The 21,233-nt window shown below is 64.8% G+C and carries 19 protein-coding genes; 11 read left to right on the plus strand and 8 right to left on the minus strand.

Features of this window, described 5'->3' with window-relative positions; translation table 11 throughout:
* Window positions 1-58 precede the first annotated feature (58 nt).
* Complete coding sequence (locus ACMDCM_RS05260) at window positions 59-1,870, minus strand: PHA/PHB synthase family protein (protein WP_412772582.1); 1,812 nt, start codon at window positions 1,868-1,870, stop codon at window positions 59-61.
* Between the two features lie 233 nt (window positions 1,871-2,103).
* Between ACMDCM_RS05260 and ACMDCM_RS05265 the strand changes: the two genes are divergently transcribed.
* From ACMDCM_RS05265 to recJ, 5 genes are all read left to right on the plus strand, one after another.
* Window positions 2,104-2,424: a hypothetical protein gene (locus ACMDCM_RS05265; RefSeq protein ID WP_412772583.1), complete on the plus strand. Its 321-nt coding sequence runs from the start codon at window positions 2,104-2,106 to the stop codon at window positions 2,422-2,424.
* Window positions 2,425-2,692: 268 nt separating this feature from the next.
* Window positions 2,693-3,910: an LL-diaminopimelate aminotransferase gene (locus ACMDCM_RS05270; protein WP_412772584.1), complete on the plus strand. Its 1,218-nt coding sequence runs from the start codon at window positions 2,693-2,695 to the stop codon at window positions 3,908-3,910.
* A gap of 91 nt (window positions 3,911-4,001) precedes the next feature.
* Window positions 4,002-5,324, plus strand: coding sequence for a homoserine dehydrogenase (locus ACMDCM_RS05275; protein ID WP_412772585.1), 1,323 nt, complete (start codon window positions 4,002-4,004; stop codon window positions 5,322-5,324).
* 36 nt (window positions 5,325-5,360) lie between these two features.
* Entirely contained in the window at window positions 5,361-6,356 is a 996-nt protein-coding gene (gene glpX, locus ACMDCM_RS05280) for a class II fructose-bisphosphatase (RefSeq protein ID WP_412772586.1), read from the plus strand.
* Between the two features lie 287 nt (window positions 6,357-6,643).
* The gene (gene recJ / locus ACMDCM_RS05285; RefSeq protein ID WP_412772587.1) at window positions 6,644-8,485 is read left to right on the plus strand and encodes a single-stranded-DNA-specific exonuclease RecJ; all 1,842 of its coding nucleotides are present in this window, start codon (window positions 6,644-6,646) and stop codon (window positions 8,483-8,485) included.
* Between the two features lie 202 nt (window positions 8,486-8,687).
* Here recJ and ACMDCM_RS05290 read toward each other — a convergent pair whose 3' ends face one another.
* The 3 genes from ACMDCM_RS05290 to efp all read right to left on the minus strand — a co-directional run bounded on the left by ACMDCM_RS05290 (window position 8,688) and on the right by efp (window position 12,253).
* Complete coding sequence (locus ACMDCM_RS05290) at window positions 8,688-9,911, minus strand: lytic murein transglycosylase (protein ID WP_412772588.1); 1,224 nt, start codon at window positions 9,909-9,911, stop codon at window positions 8,688-8,690.
* A gap of 68 nt (window positions 9,912-9,979) precedes the next feature.
* Entirely contained in the window at window positions 9,980-11,656 is a 1,677-nt protein-coding gene (locus tag ACMDCM_RS05295) for a M23 family peptidase (RefSeq protein ID WP_412772589.1), read from the minus strand.
* Between the two features lie 30 nt (window positions 11,657-11,686).
* A complete protein-coding gene (gene efp, locus ACMDCM_RS05300; RefSeq protein WP_412772590.1) occupies window positions 11,687-12,253 on the minus strand; it encodes an elongation factor P in 567 nt (188 codons plus the stop codon).
* Between the two features lie 145 nt (window positions 12,254-12,398).
* Between efp and epmA the strand changes: the two genes are divergently transcribed.
* The 3 genes from epmA (at window position 12,399) to ACMDCM_RS05315 (ending at window position 14,893) form a co-directional block, all read left to right on the plus strand.
* Window positions 12,399-13,442, plus strand: coding sequence for an EF-P lysine aminoacylase EpmA (gene epmA, locus ACMDCM_RS05305; protein ID WP_412772591.1), 1,044 nt, complete (start codon window positions 12,399-12,401; stop codon window positions 13,440-13,442).
* On the plus strand, window positions 13,439-14,539 hold the full coding sequence (locus ACMDCM_RS05310) for a lysine-2,3-aminomutase-like protein (protein ID WP_412772592.1): 1,101 nt from the start codon (window positions 13,439-13,441) through the stop codon (window positions 14,537-14,539). The genes epmA and ACMDCM_RS05310 overlap by 4 nt, the downstream gene beginning before the upstream one ends.
* A 93-nt stretch (window positions 14,540-14,632) precedes the next feature.
* Complete coding sequence (locus ACMDCM_RS05315) at window positions 14,633-14,893, plus strand: hypothetical protein (RefSeq protein ID WP_412772593.1); 261 nt, start codon at window positions 14,633-14,635, stop codon at window positions 14,891-14,893.
* 5 nt (window positions 14,894-14,898) lie between these two features.
* On the opposite strand, the gene ACMDCM_RS05320 is transcribed toward ACMDCM_RS05315, so the two are convergent.
* The 3 genes from ACMDCM_RS05320 to ACMDCM_RS05330 all read right to left on the minus strand — a co-directional run bounded on the left by ACMDCM_RS05320 (window position 14,899) and on the right by ACMDCM_RS05330 (window position 17,338).
* Window positions 14,899-15,477, minus strand: a complete 579-nt coding sequence (locus ACMDCM_RS05320; RefSeq protein ID WP_412772594.1) for an HdeD family acid-resistance protein — start codon at window positions 15,475-15,477, stop codon at window positions 14,899-14,901.
* A 267-nt stretch (window positions 15,478-15,744) separates the two neighbouring features.
* The gene (locus ACMDCM_RS05325) at window positions 15,745-16,773 is read right to left on the minus strand and encodes a PrsW family glutamic-type intramembrane protease (protein ID WP_412772595.1); all 1,029 of its coding nucleotides are present in this window, start codon (window positions 16,771-16,773) and stop codon (window positions 15,745-15,747) included.
* Window positions 16,774-17,035: 262 nt separating this feature from the next.
* Window positions 17,036-17,338 (minus strand): hypothetical protein, encoded by a 303-nt coding sequence (locus ACMDCM_RS05330; RefSeq protein ID WP_412772596.1) that lies wholly within the window; start codon window positions 17,336-17,338, stop codon window positions 17,036-17,038.
* A gap of 705 nt (window positions 17,339-18,043) precedes the next feature.
* On the opposite strand from ACMDCM_RS05330, the gene ACMDCM_RS05335 reads away from it, so the two are divergent.
* Window positions 18,044-18,406 (plus strand): hypothetical protein, encoded by a 363-nt coding sequence (locus tag ACMDCM_RS05335; protein ID WP_412772597.1) that lies wholly within the window; start codon window positions 18,044-18,046, stop codon window positions 18,404-18,406.
* Window positions 18,407-18,503: 97 nt separating this feature from the next.
* Here the strand turns inward: ACMDCM_RS05335 and ACMDCM_RS05340 are convergent, their stop codons facing one another.
* Window positions 18,504-18,710, minus strand: a complete 207-nt coding sequence (locus ACMDCM_RS05340; RefSeq protein ID WP_412772598.1) for a DUF2842 domain-containing protein — start codon at window positions 18,708-18,710, stop codon at window positions 18,504-18,506.
* A gap of 94 nt (window positions 18,711-18,804) precedes the next feature.
* Between ACMDCM_RS05340 and ACMDCM_RS05345 the strand changes: the two genes are divergently transcribed.
* Both ACMDCM_RS05345 and ACMDCM_RS05350 read left to right on the plus strand, forming a co-directional pair.
* Entirely contained in the window at window positions 18,805-19,887 is a 1,083-nt protein-coding gene (locus ACMDCM_RS05345; RefSeq protein WP_412772599.1) for a COX15/CtaA family protein, read from the plus strand.
* 22 nt (window positions 19,888-19,909) lie between these two features.
* The gene (locus ACMDCM_RS05350; RefSeq protein ID WP_412772600.1) at window positions 19,910-21,163 is read left to right on the plus strand and encodes an MFS transporter; all 1,254 of its coding nucleotides are present in this window, start codon (window positions 19,910-19,912) and stop codon (window positions 21,161-21,163) included.
* Window positions 21,164-21,233: the final 70 nt, after the last annotated feature.

The raw sequence follows: 21,233 nt of genomic DNA on the forward strand, positions 1-21,233 counted from the left end.
CCCAAACTCACGTCGCCTACTATCGAGTCATTCAAGTTGTGAGATAGGCTAAATCACCTCACGCCCGCACCCGCACGTAGCTGCCGGGCGCGTCCTCGATCGGCGGCAGCGCGGCGCTGCCGACCTCGCGGGCAGGGACCACCTCGGCGTCGATGCCGCGCAGCCAGGCGTGCCAGTCCGGCCACCACGAACCCTTGTGTTCCTGCGCGCTTTTCATCCACTCGGCCAGCGTGGTGTTGGCGATGGCGTCGCTGGTCCAGTACTGGTATTTGCCGAGCGACGGCGGATTGATGACGCCGGCGATGTGCCCGGATCCCGACAGCACGTAGCGCACCGGGCCGCCGAAGAATCGCGAGCCGTACAGCACCGATTCCGCCGGCGCGATGTGATCCTCTCGGGTGGCCAGATTGTACACCGGCACCTTGACCTTCGAGAGGTCGAGCAGGGTGTTGTCGAGCACCATCGAGCCGGTCGAGAGGCGGTTCTCCAGGTAGCAGTTGCGCAGGTAATAGGAATGGTTGGCCGCTGGCATCCGCGTCGCGTCCGAATTCCAGTGCAGCAGATCGAAGGCCGGCGGCGTCTTGCCCTTGAGGTAGTTGCTGACGACATAGGACCAGATCAGGTCGTTGGAGCGCAGCATGTTGAAGGCCATCGCCATCTTGCTGCCTTCCAGAACCCCCGCCTGTTTCATGTCGCGTTCGAGCGCGGAAATCTGGTCCTCGTCCACGAACACCATGAGATCGCCGGCATAGGTGAAATCGACCTGCGCGGCGAAGAACGTCGCCGACGCCACGCGCCCCTGCCGCTTGTCCGCGAGCCACGCCAGCGTGGCGGCGAGCAGCGTGCCGCCGACGCAATAGCCGACGGTATGCACTTTCATCTCGCCGGTCGCTTTCCCGATCGCGTCCATCGCCGCCAGCGGGCCTTCCTTCATGTAGTCCTCGAAGGTCTTTTCGCCGAGCCGCCTGTCGGGATTGACCCAGGAGATCACGAACACCGTGATGCCCTGATCGACGCACCACTTGATGAAGGATTTCTCCGGCTTCAGATCGAGGATGTAGAACTTGTTGATCCACGGCGGCACGATCAGGAGCGGCGTTCGCAGCACCGTGTCGGTGCTCGGCGAATACTGGATCAGTTGCATCAGCTCGTTCTGGTAGATCACCTTGCCCGGCGTCGTCGCCATGTTGACGCCGAGTTCGAGATCGCCGGAGTCGGACTGGCGGATGCGCAGCACGCCGTTGCCGGCCGCGATGTCCTCCGCCAGCATCTTCATGCCGCGCGCGAGATTGGCGGCGTTCGAGGCGAAGGTTTCGCGCAGCACCTCCGGATTGGTCATCACGAAATTCGACGGCGACATCGCGTTGGTGAGCTGCGCGGTATAGAACTCGGCCTTCTTGCGGGTGTGCGGATCGAGGCCCTCGGCGTCGCGAACCAACGCGTTCGCCCATCTGGTCGTCAGCAGATACGCCTGCATCACGAAATCGAAAAACTGGTTCGTTCGCCATTCCGGATCGGCGAAACGCTTGTCGCGCGGCGCCGGCTCCACGGCGGGCCCGGTCTCCTCGCCGGCGAGGCGGCGCGCGGCGTAGCCCCAGAGGTCCAGATAGGCCTTGCCGAGCTTCGCCTGCAATTCGACCGCGCGGCTCGGATCCGACAGCCAGTAGTCCGCCACCGTGCTGATGGTCCTGATCAACTCGGCGAACTCGTTCGGCCGGTCGTCGCGCGCCTCGCCGCCCTCGCGGGCCTTGAGGTAAGCGGCCAGCGCCCGGCCGCCGCTCTCCATCGCATTCGCGAGATTCATCGCGAAGGTGTCCGGGTCGAACCGGGGCTTGGCCTCGGCCTTGGTCTCGACAGGTAACTCGCTCATGGCCGCACACCTGAGGGGTTGTTCAAAGTTCCGTCACGCGCGTTGGCGGGCGGCAATCATGGCATAATCTGGGGAGCATTGCCGGTTTCCGTGTGTTGCGGTGCGACAAAACATCTTGGTGATGTCATAGATGAGCCCAGATGGGCCGGTTGTAATGCGCTGGCGCATCGGCAACCTTCATGTTCCGAGCAAGGTTTAGACCCGCGGTTCGATCTGGCGAGACAAGCATCGTGATGCCGCAAGTCAGATGGGGCGACGTGAGCGTATCCGGAATGAGACCAATTGGCCGCGCGGCGTTCGGAGTCGTCACGATACTGCTGCTTTTGCTCTCGCTCGGCGGCTGCTCGACATCGATCGCGGATCTGCCTTTCGGCGGCTCGTCGGACGCGCCGGAACGGGCGGCCGACGTGCCGGACTACCCCGCGGTCCATGACATTCCCGCGCCGAGAGAGCAGGCGGCGATGGACCCCGCCGAACAGGCCAGGGTTGAGAAGGAACTGATCGCCGCGCGCCAGCACCAGTCCCAGGCGGCCCAGGCCTCGGAGGCCAGATAAGCCGGCGCGCGGTCCCGGTTCGCGCCGCGATACGCGAAGTGCTGGCGGAGAGGGCGTCCGTGTTGGAGTTTTTCACCGTTTCACGGAAACGGTGAAAACTCTAGATTCCTGATTTGACGCGTTTTCTTCACGCGAACCGGATTCCACTTCGCTCGAAAACGCTATAGACTGCTGCGATTCAAGCACGAGAGTACGCGTGGAACCGTCAGGTCGGGCGAGGTAGTCCTCGTGCCGATCGTTCGTCAAATCCGGCCCGGAGCCAGGAGCCATGGAAGAGTTTTATCGTATCCGCCGTCTGCCGCCTTATGTGTTCGAACAGGTCAATCGCGCCAAGGCGGCCGCACGGAACGCCGGAGCCGATATCATCGACCTCGGCATGGGCAATCCGGACCTGCCGACGCCGCCCCACGTCATCAAGAAGCTCAAGGAAACCCTGGGCAAGCCCAAGACCGACCGCTATTCGGCCTCGCGCGGCGTCACCGGCCTGCGCAAGGCGCAAGCCGGCTACTATGCCCGCCGCTTCGGGGTGAAACTCAATCCCGATACCCAGATCGTGGCCACGCTCGGCTCCAAGGAAGGCTTCGCCAACGTCGCGCAGGCGATCACCGCGCCGGGCGACGTGGTGTTATGCCCGAACCCGAGCTATCCGATTCACGCATTCGGCTTTTTGATGGCGGGCGGCGTGATCCGCTCGGTGCCGTCAGCGCCGACGCCGGATTTCTTCGCCGCCTGCGAGCGCGCCATCATCCATTCCATTCCGAAGCCGATCGCGCTGATCGTCTGCTACCCGTCGAACCCGACGGCGCAGGTCGCAGGCCTCGATTTCTACCGAGACCTCGTCGCGTTCGCCAAGAAGCACGAGATCTTCATCCTGTCCGACCTCGCATATTCCGAGGTCTATTTCGACGACAACCCGCCGCCCTCGGTGCTTCAGGTGCCCGGCGCGATCGACGTCACCGTCGAGTTCACCTCGATGTCCAAGACGTTTTCGATGGCCGGATGGCGTATCGGCTTCGCGGTCGGCAACGAACGCATCATCGCGGCTCTCGCCCGGGTGAAGTCCTATCTCGATTACGGCGCGTTCACGCCGATCCAGGTGGCGGCGACGGCGGCCCTGAACGGTCCGGACACCTGCATTCGCGAGATGCGCGACACCTATCGCAAGCGTCGCGACACGTTGGTTGAATCCTTCGGCCGCGCTGGATGGGTGATCCCGCCGCCGCAGGCCTCGATGTTCGCATGGGCGCCGCTGCCCGAACGCTTCCGCGATCTCGGCAGCATGCAGTTCTCCACCCTGATGGTCGAGAAATCCGGGGTCGTGGTCTCGCCCGGCGTCGGCTTCGGCGAACACGGCGAGGGCTATGTCCGCATCGCCATGGTGGAAAACGAACAGAGAATCCGCCAGGCCGCCCGCGGCGTCCGCCACTTCCTTGAAAGCGGCATCGAAACGTTGCACAACGTGGTTCCTCTCGCCAACCGGCGATAGGCGCCGGTTCGGGGACGGCCTTGCGGCCTTTCGGGCCGGATCGTGCCTTGATCGTCCCTTGCAACACCGGTTTTTCCAGCAGGTTTCCCTCATGGTCGCACCCCTGAAAGTGGGCATTGCGGGGCTCGGCACCGTGGGGGCCGCCGTCGTTCGTCTCATCGAGCAGCAGGGCGGGGCGCTGTCGGCGCGCTGCGGGCGCGGCGTTCGCGTGGTCGCCGTCGCCGCGCGCTCGAAGACCAAGAAGCGCGACGTCGACCTGCGCGGCATTGCGTGGGCCAGGGATCCGCTGGCGCTGGCGAACGATCCAAGCATCGACTGCTTCGTCGAACTGATGGGCGGGGCGGGCGATCCGGCGCAATCGGCGATCGAGGCGGCCTTGAGGTCGGGCAAGTCGGTGGTGACGGCCAACAAGGCGCTGATCGCCAGGCATGGTCTGCGGCTGGCCGCTCTCGCCGAGCAGCACGGCGGCGCGCTGAACTACGAGGCCGCGGTCGGCGCCGCCATTCCCGTCGTCAAGACGCTGCGGGAAGGACTTGCCGGCACCACGATCAACCGCGTCTACGGTATCCTCAACGGCACCTGCAACTACATCCTGACGCGGATGGAGCGCGAAAATCTGTCGTTCGCCGAATGTCTCAAGGAGGCCCAGCGTCTCGGCTACGCCGAGGCCGATCCGTCGTTCGACGTCGACGGTCACGACACCGCGCAGAAGCTGTCGATCCTGGCGAGCCTCGCCTTCGGTACCCGCGTCGCGCAGAGCGCGGTCTATGTCGAGGGCATCTCGTCGATCGCGCCGGAGGATCTTCGCGCGGCGGAAGAACTCGGCTACCGCGTCAAGCTGCTCGGCGTCGCGGTGCGTACCGCCAAGGGCATCGAGCAGCGGGTGCATCCGACCATGGTGCCGAAGACCTCGTCGATCGCGCAGGTAATGGGCGTCACCAACGCGGTCACCATCGACGGCGACGGCATTCCGCCGATCACGCTGGTCGGTCCCGGAGCCGGAGGCGCTGCGACTGCGTCCGCCGTGGTCGCCGATATCGCCGATGTCGCGTGCGGCATCCGCGCGCTGCCGTTCGGGCGGCCGGCGTCGCGGCTCAAGGCGACCAAGAAGGCGCCGATGGAGCGCCATGAGGGCGGTTACTACATCCGCCTGATGGCGCGCGATTTCGCCGGCACCGCCGCGACCATCGCCACCCGTCTCGCGGAGCAGAAGATCTCGATCGAATCGATCGTCCAGCGTCATCCCAACGGCAAGCTCGATATGACCGAGGCCGGCAAGCCGGCGGAACCCGTTCCGGTGCTCCTGATCACCTACGCAACCAGCGAGGATGCGGTGCACCGCGCGCTCCATGCGGTGAGGGCGGACAAGGTCATCACCGGCCGCCCGCAGGTCATCCGCATCGAAAAGAATTGAGGGATCCCGCCGCGTCGCCCGAGGAGAGTTGAGCCGATGCCGACAGATATTTCCATTCCGCCGCAGCAGGCGCTCCGCCGCATCCTGACGCTCGAGATCGTGCGCGTGACGGAGCGGGCGGCGGTGTCGGCGGCGCGGCTGCGCGGTCGCGGCATGGAAAAGGCGTCCGATCAGGCCGCGGTCGACGCCATGCGGCGCGAACTCAACAAGCTGCCGATCGACGGCACGGTCGTGATCGGCGAGGGCGCGATTGACGAGGTCCCGATGCTGTTCATCGGCGAGAAAGTCGGCAACACGCACGGACCGCAACTCGATATCGCGGTCGATCCGCTGGAAGGCACCGTGCTGTGTGCCAAGAACATGCCAGGCGCGATCGCCACCATCGCGATGGCTGAGCGCGACACGCTGCTTCACGCGCCCGATTGCTACATGGACAAGATCGCGATCGGTCCCGGCTATCCCTCGGGCACGGTGGACCTCGACGCGCCGGTGGAAGAGAACATCATCAATCTCGCCAAGGCCAAGGGGGTCAAGCCGACCGAGATCACCGCGATCCTGCTCGACCGCCCGCGCCATGCCGCCAAGATCGCCGCGCTGCGCAAGGTCGGCGCCGCGGTGAGCCTGATCAGCGACGGCGACGTCGCCGGCGTCATCCACACCGCCGAGCCGCGAACCGGAATCGATATTTATCTGGGCAGCGGTGGCGCGCCCGAAGGCGTGCTGTCCGCGGCGGCGCTGCGCTGCATCGGCGGCCAGATGCAGACCCGCCTCATCATCGACAACGAGGCCTTGCGCGAGCGGACCCTGCAAATGGGGATCAAGGACCCCAAAAAGAAATACGAGATCGGCGACATGGTGAAGGGCGATTGCGTGTTCGCCGCGACCGGCGTGACCTCGGGTTCGCTGCTGTCGGGCGTCCGGTTCGGCAAGGACGTGATCAGGACCGATACGGTGGTGATGCGCTCGGTGACGGGTACCGTGCGCCGCATCAAGGCCGAGCATCGGCAGTTGGATAAATTTCACCTGGATTGAGTCATGTCCAATTTCGGCGACGGTGTCGCGGCAATTTGCCTGCGGTCCTTCAATTCTAACATCGCAAGAAGGCTCGCTGAAACGGGATGCGAACGTCAGAATTGGACCACTGGAGCAGTTCATATGGGAACGCAGCTTGTCGTCATTGCGAGCGAAGCGAAGCAATCCAGTTCTTGTTTTAAAAGCATCTGGATTGCTTCGTCGCTCCGCTCCTCGCAATGACGAGAACAGAGCCAAGTGGTGAACGGCTCTAGATTCCATACGATATCGCAAGGTAGGACGATAGCATGACCTTGCCCGCCACCGCATTTCCGGTCGAAGCGCCCGACGCCTTTCTCGGCGTCGCGCATTCGGCCACGGGCCGCCTGTGGCGCGACCGCCTCGATGCGCGGGGCGCGGCGCGCGCGCTGGCGATCGCGCAGCGGCATCAACTGCCGGAAATGCTGGCGCGGGTGATCGCGGGGCGGGGCGTGGAGATCGACGCGGTGGCGGATTTTCTCGATCCCACCATTCGGCGGCTGATGCCCGATCCCTTCACCGTGACGCAGATGGAGGCGGCGGCGAAGCGGCTCGCCGATGCCGCGATGCGCGGTGAGACGGTCGCGATCTTCGGCGACTACGACGTCGACGGCGCGACCTCGGCGGCGCTGCTCGCGTGGCATCTGCGCCATTGCGGCCTCACGCCGCTGATCCACATCCCCGACCGGATTTTCGAGGGCTACGGCCCGAACGTCGACGCGATCAACGCGCTCGCGGCAAAAGGCGCGACGCTGCTGGTGACGGTGGACTGCGGCACCACCAGCATCGAGCCGCTGGCGGTCGCCAGGCAACAGGGCATGTCGGTGGTCGTGATCGATCATCACCAGTGCGGCGACGATCTGCCGGATGTGGACGCGCTGGTGAATCCGAACCGGCCGGACGATCTCTCCGGCCTCGGGCATCTCGCCGCCGTCGGTCTTGTCCTGGTGACGTTGGTCGCGCTGAACCGCGAGTTACGCCAGCGCGGCTTCTGGACGCCCGAGCGGCCGGAGCCCGATCTTCTGAACATGCTGCACCACGTCGCGCTCGGTACGGTCGCCGATGTCGCGCCGCTGACCGGCCTCAACCGCGCCTTCGTCGCCAAGGGGCTGATCGCGCTGCGCCGCCGCGATCACATCGGTCATACCGCGCTGATGGATGTCGCGCGGCTGAACGGCCCGCCGGAAGCCTGGCATCTCGGCTTCATGCTGGGGCCGCGCATCAATGCCGGCGGCCGCATCGGACGCGCTGACCTGGGCGTGCGGCTGCTGCTCGAAGGCGACGTCTCGGAAGCGGCGCGCATCGCCGCCGAACTCGACCGCCTCAATACCGAGCGCCGCGTGATCGAGCAGGCGGCCGAGGCGCAGGCCGAAGCCGAGGCGCTGGCCTCGCTCGGGCTTGAAGACAAGGGCTCCGTCATCGTCACGGCGTCCGAGGGCTGGCATCCCGGCGTGGTCGGTCTTGTCGCATCGCGCCTGAAGGACAAGTTCGGCCGGCCCGCTTTTGTGGTTGCGCTGGAGCCCGGCGGCATCGGCACCGGATCGGGCCGCTCCATCGGCGGCGTCGATCTCGGCAGGGCGGTGCGGCAGGCGGTGACCGACGGCGTGCTGCTCAAAAGCGGCGGCCATGCCATGGCGGCGGGCGTGACGCTGCGGAAAGATCGGCTGGCGGAATTCCGCGCCTACATGGAAAAGGCGCTCGCCGCCGATGTCGCACAGTCGCGCCATGTCAACGAACTGTTCATCGACGGCGCGGTCAGCGCGCGCGCGGTGACGCCCGAATTCGTGGCGATGCTCAACCGCGCCGGACCGTTCGGCGCGGGCAATCCCGAACCGGTGTTGGCGCTGCCGTCGCACCAGTTGATCCATGCCGACGAGGTCGGGCAGGCGCACCTGCGGATGCGATTCAAGTCCGGCGACGGCGCGATCGTGAACGGCATCGCGTTCCGCGCGGTCGGCCAGCCGCTCGGCAACGCGCTGGCGCAAATGCGCGGTCAGCCGCTGCATGTCGCGGGGTCGCTTGCCGTGGATCGCTGGCAGGGCGCGGAGCGCGTACAGTTGCGCGTGATGGATGTGGCGGTGCCTGATCCGGGGCCGGCGGTTATTCGGTAGGCCTCTGCCAGATTTGAATGGAAGTGGAATTTCCAGCGCCACCTCTCCCCGCCGGGGAGAGGTCGGATCGCTCGCGCCCGAGCGATCCGGGTGAGGGGGTAACGTCGAACGATAGTCCGTAACCCCTCACCCCAACCCTCTCCCAATGGGAGAGGGAGCGCTCAGTGCTTTGCGTGGGCCATTCCGCAAAATCAAAAACGCTCTACAATCCCTGCCGGAGCTTCGCCAGCACTTGCAGTCCGGCGTAGCCGTCGGCGGGCAGGCCGACGCGGGTCTGGAAATCCTTCACCGCTTTCATGGTGTCGTTGCCGACGCGGCCGTCGGTGCCGCCGGTATCGAAGCCGGCCCTGGTCAGGCGCGTCTGCACTTCCTGCACTTCGGCGAGCGTGAGCGCGCGCTCTGATCCGGGGAAAGGCTGGATGAAGGGCGGCGCGCCGAGGATGCGGTCGCCGAGATGGCAGATCGCGAGCGCATAGTTCATCGACGGATTGTAGCTGCGCACGGCGTAGAAATTCGGCCCCAGCAGGAACGCCGGACCGCCCGGTTCGGGAATCCAGAGCTTGGCCGAGGCGTTCGGCTGCGGAAACGCCTTGCCGTCGGCGCGATGCACGCCGGCGGCCGCCCACGCGGCGTAGCTGCGGTTGCCGCTTGCGCCGCCGGTTGCGCGCACTTCATAACCCCAATGCTCGCCGCGATGATATTTGCCGCGGTTGATGAGATAGCGCGCGGTCGAGCCCAGCGCGTCGTCTGGCCTTCCGAACGGCGAGACCCGGCCGTCGTGGTCGTAGTCGATGCCGACGTTGAGCCAGACCTCGGGCATCCATTGGGTGTGCCCCATCGCGCCGGCCCACGAGCCGCGCATCTCCTCGGGCGTGCTCCAGCCCTTGTTGACGATGCGCAACGCGTTGATCAGTTCGGTTTCCCAGTAGCGGCGTCGGCGCGGTTCGTTCCAGGCGAGCGCCGCGAGCGAAGGGAATACCGGCCGCATGTGGTTCTTCTGCACCAGGGGATCGCCGAACGCGGACTCGACGCCCCATAATGCGAGCAGCGTGCCGCGCTCGACGCCGAAATCGCGCTCGATCCGCGCGAACAGCGCCTCGTTCTTTCGCAGCGCTTTCTTGCCGGCAATGATGCGCCAGTCCGAAACGCGGCGGTTGATGTATTGCCAGGTCTTCTCGTGAAACTCCGGCTGGTTGCGCATCTGCTTGAAGACGCTCATGTCCGGCTCGATCCGGCCCATGCAGCGATTCCATGTCGCCTCCGAGATGCCCTTCGCCAGCGCGCGGGCACGAAACTTGTCGCGCCACTGCTCGAAGCCTTGCGGCATCGCCGCGAGAGCCGGGAAGGGCGCCAGCATTGCCGCCGCGCCTAGACATTGCAGCGCGGTTCGCCGGCTGATCCGGATTCGGGAATCGAAAGTTTTCATGCGGCGAGCTTAACGGAGGGAAGCGTCCGGCGGCAAAGGTTCATTGCGTCGCGGGAACTCCGGTTTCCTCAATCGTCCTCGCCCTCGGCGGGCTTCTCGGGATGAACGGGATCCCGCGGCTTCGCGGGCGGCGGACCGGCTTTGGCCTCAGTGGCGATCTCGCGGCCGCGGCCGCCGATCAGGCGCTCGTAGGCCGAGATCAGCGTGACGTAGGGGTTGACCAACAGCCAGCCGTCGCGCGTGAACACCTGCACGTCGAAACGCAGGTGCGCGGTGGTGTCGCCGGGGTGATCCATGTCGTTCGATACCACACCGATCTTTTCACCTTCGCTCACGCGGCGATCGTCGAGCATGCCGCTTTTATCCAGTTGCGCCGGATTCATGTGCATGTAGCGAAAGCGCACGTGTTCGTTGCGGGTGTTGACCAGCAGTGTCAAGCCCTGCTGTCTCGGTGAACGGATGATGACGCCGTCGCGCACGGCCACGACCGCATGGCGGTTGGGGATGCAGCGACCGGCGCCCTCGTTGCGGAGCGTGCATGTGGCCGGGCGCAGGTCCTGTCCCTGATGCCCGAACCCCGCCGGGCACTGACCGACGTCGAAGTCGCGGGCCTCGCAGAAATTGTCCTGCCACGGATAGGAGTAGTTCTCAGCGGCCGACTCGTCGAACGCCCGTGGCTTGTTGCTCGACTTGCAACGATAGCGATCGCCTTTGCCGCGGTGGAAGCAGTTGCTCCTGTTCAGGAACGATGGCGAGTTCGCGTAAGCCGGCGCGCTTTTGAGCGGAAAGCGGATCTGCGCGTAGACGGTTGTGTCTGCTCGACCGTCCTGACCGCGATAGCCGCTGTTCGCAATGATGTCGCCCGGCGGCCGGTAGGTGAAATCGGAGGAGGACGTCGCTGGGCGCGGCATCACGCCGGGCGCGATATTCATGCGGGATTGCGACGGCCGCCCGCCTGCGATGCGCAACGCTTTCAGAAATCGCTCGGCCACGACCGACGCCTCGCGGCACGCCAGCCGGTTCGCGCGCGGCGTGCTGTCGAGGCAATGGATCGAAACCACATAGGGAACGCCGAACCGCGTGAAAGCATAGCGCACGTAACCTTCGCGAACGATGCGACGGAGATCCGGAAACTGCGCCGCCAGCGCGCTCACGCGCTCGCCTTTTCCTCCGGACGGATCGTCGATGTCGTAGGTGAGGATCGAGCCTGTGATCTGGACCTCGACGGGTCTTTTGTAGGTCAGTCGCGGCATGCCCTCGGCCGCGCCGGGCGCCAGCGCGAACTTCGCGTCGTAGCCGGCCGGACCGGCAGAGAACATTTGCCGCTCGAATCCGTCCTGATCGTGCGCGAGCGACAGGCCCGCCGGTGCGCCGGTTGAGCGCTCGCTGAGATACCGCCCGGCATCGAACGGCAGCAGCACCGGCACCGGACTCTGATTGATGCTCGCAAAAAGCGGCAGCGTCACCGCATTGAGCTGCATCAGCGCCGGCATGGTGCGCGGATCGGATGGCGGCAGGCGGCGCAGGGCATTGAAGGTGAACCGGGCGGCGATATCCGGCGAAGCCCGGATCTCGGACTTGAGTTCGTCGAGAACGGTGCGCCATTCCACCCGGGCGATCGAAATGCCCGGCGTCCTGAAGTCGTCGGCCGCGGCACCGCCGGTCATGATTGCGAACAGCAGCCACGCCGCGGCAGCACGCCTTGCGCGCCGGAGAGGACTGCTGCCGCGAACCGTCAGTCTCACATCCGTGCCCCGCTTCCCGTCGCCTGTTTTCTAGTCCTTGGCGCGCTCGACGTAGGAGCCGTCTTCCGTCATCACCACGATGCGGGTGCCGACGCCGACATGGGGCGGCACGCCGGTGCGGACGCCGTTGGACAGCACCGCGGGCTTGTAAGACGAGGAGGCGGTCTGCCCCTTCGTGACCGGCTCGGTCTCGACCACTTCGAGCGTCACCCGCTGCGGCAGCGTGATCGCCACCGGCACCATGTCGTGCAGGGACAGTTTCACCACCATGTTTTCCTGCAGGTACGGCGCGGCGTTGCCGACGACGTCCTTTGGCACCTGAACCTGATCGTAAGTTTCCGCATTCATGAAGTGGAAGCCGTCGGCGTCTTCGTAGAGGTAGGTGAAGTTGTGGTCCTCGATGGTGGCGCGCTCGACCTGGTCGGTGGTCTTGTAGCGCTCGGAAATCTTCACGCCATCGCTGATCCGCCGCATCTCGATCTGGCTGACCGGCGTTCCCTTGCCGGGGTGGATGTTTTCCGCGGTCAGGACCACGTACAGCTTGCCGTCTTGCTCGATGACGTTGCCCTTGCGAATAGAACTGGCGATGACTCTCAAGGCTGGATTTCCTAAGGTTCGGGCTCGAGACCGGTCCGGACGGGGACGTCCTGCGGCCGTTGAGGCGGTTTCGGGCCGCAACATACTGATTTGGCCCGACGGCGCCAGTGGTTTGGGGCCGATTCCGGTCGATTGCTGAGGATGGATGAATCGGATTTCACCCTGGTGGGACCAGGCCAGGCACGCGGACCGGCGGCCGTTCCTGCAAGCGCGCGGTGCCGTGACCAAGGCGCTGCGGGCCTGGTTCGACGCACAAGGGTTCGTCGAGGTCGAAACCGGCATTTTGCAGGTGTCCCCGGGCAACGAAACCCATCTTCACGCGCCCCGCACCGCGCTGACGTCGCCGGGCGGCGAGCAGGTCACGCGCTACCTGCGCACCTCTCCTGAATTCGCCTGCAAGAAGCTGCTGGCGGCCGGCGAACGGAAGATCGTCGAATTCGCGAAAGTATTTCGCGACCGCGAGCGCGGCGACCTGCATCTTGCTGAATTCACCATGCTGGAGTGGTACCGCGCGGGCTGCGCCTACGACATCGTCATGGCCGATTGCATCGCTGTCATCGCCCGCGCGGCCAAGACGACGGGCATCGGCACGTTCTCGTTTCGCGGCCGTCACGCCGATCCGCTGGCGGAGCCGGAGCGGCTGACCGTCGCCGCCGCGTTCGATCGCTTCGCCGGGATCGACCTCCTGAAAACCATCGCCGGCGGCGAGGGCGATCGCGCGGCGCTGGCGGCGGCGGCGCAGGGCAAGGTGCGGATCGCCGCCGACGACACCTGGTCGGACATTTTCAGCAAGGTGCTGGTCGAGCATGTCGAGCCCCATCTCGGGCAGGGGCGGCTGACGATCCTGTTCGAATATCCCGCGCCGGAAGCCGCGCTGGCGCGGGTCAATCCGGCCGACAGCCGCGTCGCCGAGCGTTTCGAGGTCTATGCCTGCGGCGTCGAACTTGCCAACGGATTTGGCGAATTGACCGACGCCGCCGAACAGCGCATCCGTTTCACCCGCGCGATGGACGAGAAGCAGAGCCGCTACGGCGAACGCTATCCGCTGGACGAGGATTTTCTCGCGGCGGTCGCTCAAATGCCGGAAGCGGGCGGGGTGGCGCTTGGCTTCGACCGGCTGGTGATGCTGGCGAGCGGAGCCTCAAGGATCGATCAGGTGGTGTGGACGCCGCCGGCGGAGGATGCATGAGCGGAGGGCACGGCAAGAGCGTGGTTTCGACATTGCGGCGGCCGGAGGATCTCGTCGCCCATGGCCTCGCGCCGGCTGCGGCATTGCCCGATCTCGCGAAGGTCGCCGCGCGCTATGCCATCGCGATCACGCCGCACGTCGCCGGCCTGATCGATCCGGCCGATCCCGACGATCCGATCGCGCGGCAGTACGTCCCGAGCGCCGATGAACTCGTGGCGCAAGCGAGCGAGCGCGCCGACCCGATCGGCGATCGTGCCCATTCGCCGGTGGACGGCGTCGTCCACCGCTATCCGGACCGGGTGCTGCTCAAGCTCGTCCATGTCTGCGCGGTCTATTGCCGGTTCTGCTTCCGCCGCGAAATGGTCGGCCCCGCCAAGGACACCGCGCTGTCGAAATCGGCGACCTCGGCCGCGCTCGACTACGTCCGCTCGCATCCGCAAATCTGGGAAGTGATCCTTACCGGTGGCGATCCCTTGATGCTGTCGCCGCGGCGGCTGGCCGAGATCATGGCCGAGCTTGCCGCGATCGAGCATGTCAGGATTATACGCATCCATACCCGCGTGCCGGTGGCCGACCCCGCGCGCGTCACCGGTGAGATGGCGGCGGCCCTGAAAGTCGCGGGCGCCACCACCTGGCTGGCGCTGCACGCCAATCATCCTCGCGAATTGACCGCCGCGGCGCGGTCGGCCTGCGCGCGGATCGTCGAGGCCGGGATTCCCATGGTCAGCCAGTCGGTGCTGCTGCGCGGCGTCAACGACGACGCCGCGACGCTGGAGGCGTTGATGCGCGCCTTCATCGAATGCCGCATCAAGCCCTACTATCTGCATCACGGCGATCTCGCGCCGGGCACGGCGCATCTGCGGACCACGCTTGAAAAGGGTCGGGCCTTGATGCGCGCGCTGCGTGGCCGCGTGTCCGGACTGTGCCAGCCGGATTACGTGCTCGATATTCCGGGCGGATACGGCAAGTCGCCGGTTGGGCCGGACTATATGTCGCGCGCAGATTTAACCTCGGGAGAAGGTGAACATCCGCCGGAATCGAGGTATCGTATCGTCGACTATTGCGGAGGCATTCACCTCTATCCGCCGAAACCTTAGACGGGCCGGGTTGGAAGCGTTTTGCGCAAATCGCGGAACGTCGAAGATTTCGGAACGTTTCTGGATACCAGGAGCGGACGTTGGAGCAGCGAAATGAGCAAGATCTTTGCGATCGCGGTTTCTATGGCTTTGATCGGCGTGCCCGCGGCGCTGGCGCAACACGGAACGAAAGGCGGACCGTACGATCCCGCCGCCACCCAGCCGTCGCCTTACGTCGACGCACCGGTCGGTCACCGTCAACCGCGCCTGAGCGACCTCCCGCCGGAAACCAGGGACGCCGAGAGGCCGATGAAGCCCGACCCGGCGGATGCGGCTCTTGACCGCAAAATCAAGAGCATCTGCCGGGGTTGCTGAAGGTTCTAATCCTTGCTGTGGGCCGCGAACGCCATGCCGATCAGCGAGGCGCCGCCGAAAATCAGGTTGAGGCCGACCAGCAGCCCCAGGGCCCAGGCCGCCGATCCCGGCAGCCCGGCGATGATGATGCCGGCGATGATGATGTCCATCACTCCCGCGATCAGCATCCAGCCCCACCGCTGCGACAGTTCGCGACGGTGTTCCAGGGCATACATGATCGAGACGGCGCCCTCGGCGAGAAAGTAGGCGCCGACCACGATGGTCAGCGTCAGCACGCCCTGGGCGGGCCGCATGAGCAGCACGAAGGCGGCGACCAGCGCCAACACGGCCGAGAGCAGCGACCACCAGAATCCGGGCATGCGCCGCGCCCAGAAGGTGGCGGCGAGTCCGACGATGCCGCCGGCGAAAAAGAGCCAGCCAAGGAAGATCGTGACGGCGAGGCTCGCGAGCGGCGGCACGACGATCGCCGCCAGCCCGAGGATCACCAGCGCGATGCCTTCGAACAGGAAGGCCTTCCAATGCTCGCGAACCGCGGTGCTCACTTTCAACTGAAGGCGTTCGAAATCTTGGGAAGGGGTCGTCATCGGCGGGGCTCCATGAAACGTTCATCCTTCGCGCGTAGTCTAACGCGCGAAGGCTTGAAAAGTGGCAAAAATTATCCGTCATTGCCGGGCTCGACCCGGCAATCCATCAATGCTTCAAAGAAGATGGATGCGCGGATCGCGCCCGCGCATGACGCCGGAATGCGGATTGATTTCACGTCAATGAGAACCGCTGTAGTGTGAAACTCGCTTCATTTCCCGCCCTGCCAAGCCTCCTTGCAATCGGCGCACCCGGAAGCAAAGCCCTGTTCAATCCGGATCGGCGGGGCTCTTCCCGGCCATTTGCAGGCGGTTGCGCCCGAACACATACACGACGGATGTCATGATCAGGAGCCCGATCCCGATCACGATCGCGACAATTCCGACCGGAACGAGATAGACGGTGACGTGCTTGTTGGCATTGGTCATCCAGCGATGGATCGATGACAGGATGAAGACGGCTCCGAAAAAACTCATGCCGCCGCCGGCGAGCAGCAGCGCCCACATGCTGCGCAGGTTGCGCAGCCGTTCGCGCGAGGTTTCGCTGCGCGGGGCGTGGTGCGCGCCGACGCGACGAACCAGATAGCCTGCGAACAGGATGGCGCCGAATCCGACCAGCATGGCGGTCGCCTCCAGCACCAGCGCGCCTGACCCGTCCAGCTCGGGATTCTGCTGCAACGCGAGCAGCGGCGCGTCGAAACTCGCATGCAGCGCGATCGGCACTCCGAAGATCGCCACGCGGTTGCGGATGCGCGCCCAGTCCCGGGCATGACGATGCGCGCCGAGAGCGGTGCCCGAACGCGCGATCGCAATATATGCGCCGGCGATGATGCCCAGCGCGCCGTGGAAGGGAACCGTGAGCACGCTGCGCAGCACGGCAAGTGAGCGCCAGATGTCGGCATGCTGCATCAGGTAATCGAGGTTTTCGTAGGCCGCGAAGCCGAGCCCGGCGGCGGCGCCATATACCACGGCATCCATGGGATCGGCAGACTTGCGGCGCACCGCGGCGATCGCGACGATCGCGGCGATCTTCACCAGTTCCTCGGGCGCGGCGATGCCGAAAACCGCGTGCAGGATCAACGCAAGCCATGGCGGGTCCGTCATGTTCAGCAGCGGCGCGAACGGGGCTCGGGTAAATCCGAGCAGCGATACGCTGGCCGCGCCGAGCACGAACGCCGCCCACACCATCGCGGGCGGTCCCGGACGCTCGTCCGCCGCGATCACCAGCCAAAGCAACAGGAGCGCCGGCGCGATGGCCGCCGCGCCAATCACGGTCGGAAGGGTTTCGAGCAGGTTCATGTCAGCCGAGAATAAACGGTCTCAAAGGCTTATACGTAATTCCGCAACGAATGTCGCCGCACTGGATTCCATCGTTGCGATCGGGCGGGCTCGCCGCGGTCAGCCACGCCGGCCTGAGCAGGCCGAGGGACAATCGTTCGAGCGCTGTTTTCACAGCCCTTTCAATTGGACGGAATTACCGCAGATGCGGAGCGATCCCCGCTCACCTCGAGGGAGATAGGGGGCGGACCCGTCGACAGGCCGCATCCCTTCCGCCGGTCGTTCAGCCTCGCGCGGGCTCTCCGTTGCAGGGCGCGCTGTTCCAGTTGCCCCAGTGAACGGTGGCGAGGCTGCGATAGTCCGTCGTCAGCGGACGCCGGGTGCGCTTCTCGTAGGCGCCGATGACGCGTTCGGAGGCGGTGATCTTGCGCCGCAAGTCGGCCGCCGTCTGCCGCACCCTGGCGCGCGCTTGCGGTTCCGCCGTCTCGCCGAATCGAAAACGACGAACCTCCATGTCGCGCAAGGCTTCGCGATGTTTTTTCAACTGGGCGCGGTGCCAGGCTATGGTGCTGTCGCTGTCCGCCATCGAAACCTCACTCTGCAATGACTGCATTTGAGCCGCGATAAAGAACAAGAGAACCGGAACCTCGAACGCCGCTCAACCACCGACACCGGCTGCAGTGGCGAGAAACGCGGATTCAAGCCTGAGGGAAGCGTCGCCGGATTCTGGTTAATCGAAGGTTAATGACATTGAGCGGCATGAGGCGCCGGCCTTGCCTCTCGCCTGCGCTGGCGGAGCCTGGACGCCGTCGCTCGCCGGCGACCGGTGCTCGAAATGTCCTGCATTGCACGCGATCCGGCTATGCGGCCTCTGGATTTTTCGGTATATATGTATATATATTACGTCTCGAGATTCGGCCTTGCAGGCCGTCCGTAACCGGCGAAAGCCGGTAACAACCCGGGCTCCAGTCCGGACTTGTTCCCCAGGACTTGCCGCGCTGTTCACTTCGGTGGAGAGCGCGGCATTTTGGGGATTAATTCCTCATCCCGAGAATGCGCTGTCGCCGGGAGGCGACTCCCGGCATCGCGCCGTTGCGACGATGCGTTGAAGCCTCGTGCGCGTCCGGGCGATCAGCCTCGGGAGATGGCAGGGGTCGCGCCGTGTCAAAAAAACGTCAGGCACAGTGGATTGGCGCTGTGCTCGCCACGAAGCGCCCCGCGGCGCCCCCTTGTATGGCGTGTCTCTCGACGATACGATTCCTGGCAGTGGAGTAGCTGGAGGCGTGCGCAGATGCTGACGGATATCAAGGAAGAGGTACTTTCCGTATTAAGCCTCAGGCTGATGATGGTCGTGTTGCCGGCAGTGGTCCTGTCAATCCTGGCAGGGATGGTCATGTACTCCCTGGGATACCCGTCGATGGTGTACGGAGAGGTGCTCCTTATCCTGAAGACGCTGATGTACCTGATACTGGGAGTTTGGTCGGCGCTGAAAGCGATCCTCTACGGAATCGTGGTTTTCGGACTTCTTCTCGTCCTTCTTCTGCCTGTCTTGATAATTCTGCGGGAAATCCAGAAGAAACGGAACGAGCCTCCAGCCGTTTCAGATCCGCCGCCCCAGCCCTCGTCCGATATGGCGGACCCGGTGCGGCACTAAAGCGTTTTCAACCGAAGCCGCTACCGGTTCGCGTCAAGAAAACGCGTCAAATCAAAATCATAGAGCCCGCTTCTGATTCATCAGAAGCGGAAAGGCACTAGACGTCGGGTTTCGCCATCCAACTGACGATCGGCATGGCCGGCAGCACCCAGCCGAGCCCGACGACCGGGTAGAAGATCGCCTGATGGAGCCCCGAGGCCGCGAGCCATGGCATCTGCGCAACCGTCATGCCGAGCAGCGACCAGATGACGACCAGCACCAGCAGGGCGATGGTTCCGAGGAATTTTCGGGTGCGGATCCGCATGGCTTAAATGCAACTCGCGGCTGGGACGAGGCTTGCGCCGAGGCTGCGGTGGACTATAAAGGGCACGAAAAATGCATTCAACACGCGGATTTTGATGACTCGTCCGATAGCACAACAGGGGTTCCGCCTGCGCGCCGTGCGCTGGTGGCTGGTGACGGTGGCGCTTTTGATCGCGGCCATGGTGCTGGTCGGCGGAGCGACCCGGCTGACCGAATCCGGTCTCTCGATCGTCGAATGGAAGCCGGTGACGGGCACCCTGCCGCCACTTAGCCACGAGGAGTGGTCCCAGGCCTTCGAGGGCTACAAGAAGATCCCGCAATATAGCGAGATGAACGCGGGCATGACGCTCGACCAGTTCAAGACCATCTTCTGGTGGGAGTGGAGCCATCGGTTGCTGGGACGCTTTATCGGCGTGGCCTTCCTGCTGCCGTTTCTCTGGTTCATGTGGCGCGGCATGTTGCCGTCGGATCTGAAGCGGCGGCTCTGGGTCATCTTCGGCCTCGGCGGACTTCAGGGCGCGGTCGGCTGGTGGATGGTCGCATCCGGCCTCACCAAGCGCGTCGAGGTTTCGCAGTATCGTCTCGCGACGCATCTGGTGCTGGCTTTGCTGATTTTCTCGGCGATCGTCTGGACCGTGCGGCGATTGTCGGATCGTCCGCCGTTGCTGTCGTCCATGCGATTGCGAGTGACCAGCGGCGTTCTGGTCGTGCTTGTGTTCGTGCAGCTCTATTTCGGGGCGCTGGTGGCGGGGCTCCGCGCAGGGAAGGTCTTCAACACCTGGCCCGACATCGACGGATCGTTTATTCCCTCGTCGGCGCGGCTGTTTTTCGAACAGCCTTGGTGGCGTAACCTGTTCGACAATACGCTCACGGTTCAGTTCGAACATCGCATGATGGCGTATACGCTGTTTACGATCGCGATTTTGCACGCGATCGATGCGGTGGCGTCGCGCGCGAGCCCGGCCGTCGTTCGCGGCGCGCTCTGGCTGGCCGCCGCAATGACGCTGCAGGCGACGCTCGGAATCCTGACTCTCCTGAACCAGGTTCCGATCGCGCTCGGGCTGGTGCATCAGGGGGTTGCGATCCTCGTCCTGACGCTTGCGGTGGTTCAGGCAGAGCGGCTGATGGCCGGCAACACGGCTGCGGAACGCCAGCAACTGCGCATGGCGGCCGGATAGGGCGTCCATATCGGGGCAACGAATGGCGAGAGCTGGCAGCCTGTCCGTCCTGCTCATCACCACCTGGGCTTTTACCGTCTGCTTTGCCGTCTGGATGATGTTCGGCGTGATCGGCATTCCGATCCGCGAACAGCTCGGGCTCGATTCCACCGAATTCGGTCTCCTCACGGCGACGCCGGTTCTCACCGGCGCGGTCTTTCGCTTGCCGCTCGGCATCTGGACCGACCGCTTCGGCGGACGGATCATCATGCTGCTGTTGTTGATCGGCTGCGCGATCCCGCTCTGGCTGTCGTCCCATGCGACCGCGCTCTGGCAGTTCCTGCTGCTCGGATTGGCGCTCGGTCTCGTCGGCGCATCGTTTTCGGTCGGCACGCCCTATGTCGCGCGTTTTTTCCCCAAGGAGAGCCGCGGTTTCGCGATGGGCTTCTTCGGCGCGGGCACGATCGGCGCGGCGCTCAACATGTTCGTCGCCCCGTGGCTGATCGAGGCCTATGGCTGGCAGATGGTGCCCAAGGTCTATGCCGTCGCGCTGCTGGTCACTGCCTTGCTTTTTTGGGTGTTGTCCAGGCCCGATCCCGGCGTCGGCGGTCCGGTGTCGTCGATGCGGCAACAACTGGCCGTGCTGCGCAATCCGCGGGTCTGGAAATACTGCCAGTACTACTCGATCGTGTTCGGCGGCTTCACCGCGCTGTCGATCTGGATGCCGCAATATTTCAAGACCGAGTACGGCTTCACCATCGCGCAGGCCTCGCTGCTGGCCGCCTGCTTCTCGCTGCCCGGCGGCGCCTTCCGCGCCTTCGGTGGCTGGCTGTCGGACCGCTTCGGCGCTCATAACGTGACGTGGTGGGTGCTGTGGGCGGCCTGGGTCTGCCTGTTCCTGCTGTCCTATCCCAAGACCGACCTGATCATTCACACGATCCGCGATCCCCTGAGTTTCCGCATCGCCCTGCCGTCGTGGTTCTTCACCATGCTCCTCTTCGCGCTCGGCATCGCCTTTGCCTGCGGCATGGCCTCGACGTTCAAATATATCGGCGACGATTTCCCCGACAGCATGGGCGCGGTGTCCGGCATCGTCGGCATGGCGGGCGGCCTCGGCGGCTTCCTGCTGCCGATCACCTTCGGCGCGATCCTGGACTGGCTCGGCTTCAATTCGAGTTGCTTCATGCTGCTCTACGGCATCATCTGGGTGTCGCTGACGCTCAACTATCTGACCGAGGTGAGGCGAGTGCCGGTCATGGGCCAAGCGCGGTCGCCCGGGGCAGGGCAGCCGCGTTAGTATCCATCTTGATCGCTCCCAAGATAGTATCTGCGGTCGTTAGACCTTCATTTGTGTCTTGGAGCCGGTT

The organism is Nitrobacter sp., from assembly GCF_047149785.1.
Classification (GTDB): domain Bacteria; phylum Pseudomonadota; class Alphaproteobacteria; order Rhizobiales; family Xanthobacteraceae; genus Nitrobacter.

What these genes read in the sequence shown, in the direction of transcription:
- ACMDCM_RS05310 (WP_412772592.1), top strand. Translation starts at nt 13,439, where the DNA reads ATGAGCGGAGGGCACGGCAAGAGCGTGGTTTCGACATTGCGGCGGCCG.
- ACMDCM_RS05350 (WP_412772600.1), top strand. Translation starts at nt 19,910, where the DNA reads ATGGCGAGAGCTGGCAGCCTGTCCGTCCTGCTCATCACCACCTGGGCT.
- recJ (WP_412772587.1), top strand. Translation starts at nt 6,644, where the DNA reads ATGACCTTGCCCGCCACCGCATTTCCGGTCGAAGCGCCCGACGCCTTT.
- epmA (WP_412772591.1), top strand. Translation starts at nt 12,399, where the DNA reads ATGAATCGGATTTCACCCTGGTGGGACCAGGCCAGGCACGCGGACCGG.
- ACMDCM_RS05320 (WP_412772594.1), bottom strand. Translation starts at nt 15,477, where the DNA reads ATGACGACCCCTTCCCAAGATTTCGAACGCCTTCAGTTGAAAGTGAGC.
- ACMDCM_RS05265 (WP_412772583.1), top strand. Translation starts at nt 2,104, where the DNA reads ATGCCGCAAGTCAGATGGGGCGACGTGAGCGTATCCGGAATGAGACCA.
- glpX (WP_412772586.1), top strand. Translation starts at nt 5,361, where the DNA reads ATGCCGACAGATATTTCCATTCCGCCGCAGCAGGCGCTCCGCCGCATC.
- ACMDCM_RS05275 (WP_412772585.1), top strand. Translation starts at nt 4,002, where the DNA reads ATGGTCGCACCCCTGAAAGTGGGCATTGCGGGGCTCGGCACCGTGGGG.
- ACMDCM_RS05260 (WP_412772582.1), bottom strand. Translation starts at nt 1,870, where the DNA reads ATGAGCGAGTTACCTGTCGAGACCAAGGCCGAGGCCAAGCCCCGGTTC.
- ACMDCM_RS05345 (WP_412772599.1), top strand. Translation starts at nt 18,805, where the DNA reads ATGACTCGTCCGATAGCACAACAGGGGTTCCGCCTGCGCGCCGTGCGC.
- ACMDCM_RS05340 (WP_412772598.1), bottom strand. Translation starts at nt 18,710, where the DNA reads ATGCGGATCCGCACCCGAAAATTCCTCGGAACCATCGCCCTGCTGGTG.
- ACMDCM_RS05270 (WP_412772584.1), top strand. Translation starts at nt 2,693, where the DNA reads ATGGAAGAGTTTTATCGTATCCGCCGTCTGCCGCCTTATGTGTTCGAA.
- ACMDCM_RS05330 (WP_412772596.1), bottom strand. Translation starts at nt 17,338, where the DNA reads ATGGCGGACAGCGACAGCACCATAGCCTGGCACCGCGCCCAGTTGAAA.
- ACMDCM_RS05290 (WP_412772588.1), bottom strand. Translation starts at nt 9,911, where the DNA reads ATGAAAACTTTCGATTCCCGAATCCGGATCAGCCGGCGAACCGCGCTG.
- ACMDCM_RS05335 (WP_412772597.1), top strand. Translation starts at nt 18,044, where the DNA reads ATGCTGACGGATATCAAGGAAGAGGTACTTTCCGTATTAAGCCTCAGG.
- ACMDCM_RS05315 (WP_412772593.1), top strand. Translation starts at nt 14,633, where the DNA reads ATGAGCAAGATCTTTGCGATCGCGGTTTCTATGGCTTTGATCGGCGTG.
- ACMDCM_RS05325 (WP_412772595.1), bottom strand. Translation starts at nt 16,773, where the DNA reads ATGAACCTGCTCGAAACCCTTCCGACCGTGATTGGCGCGGCGGCCATC.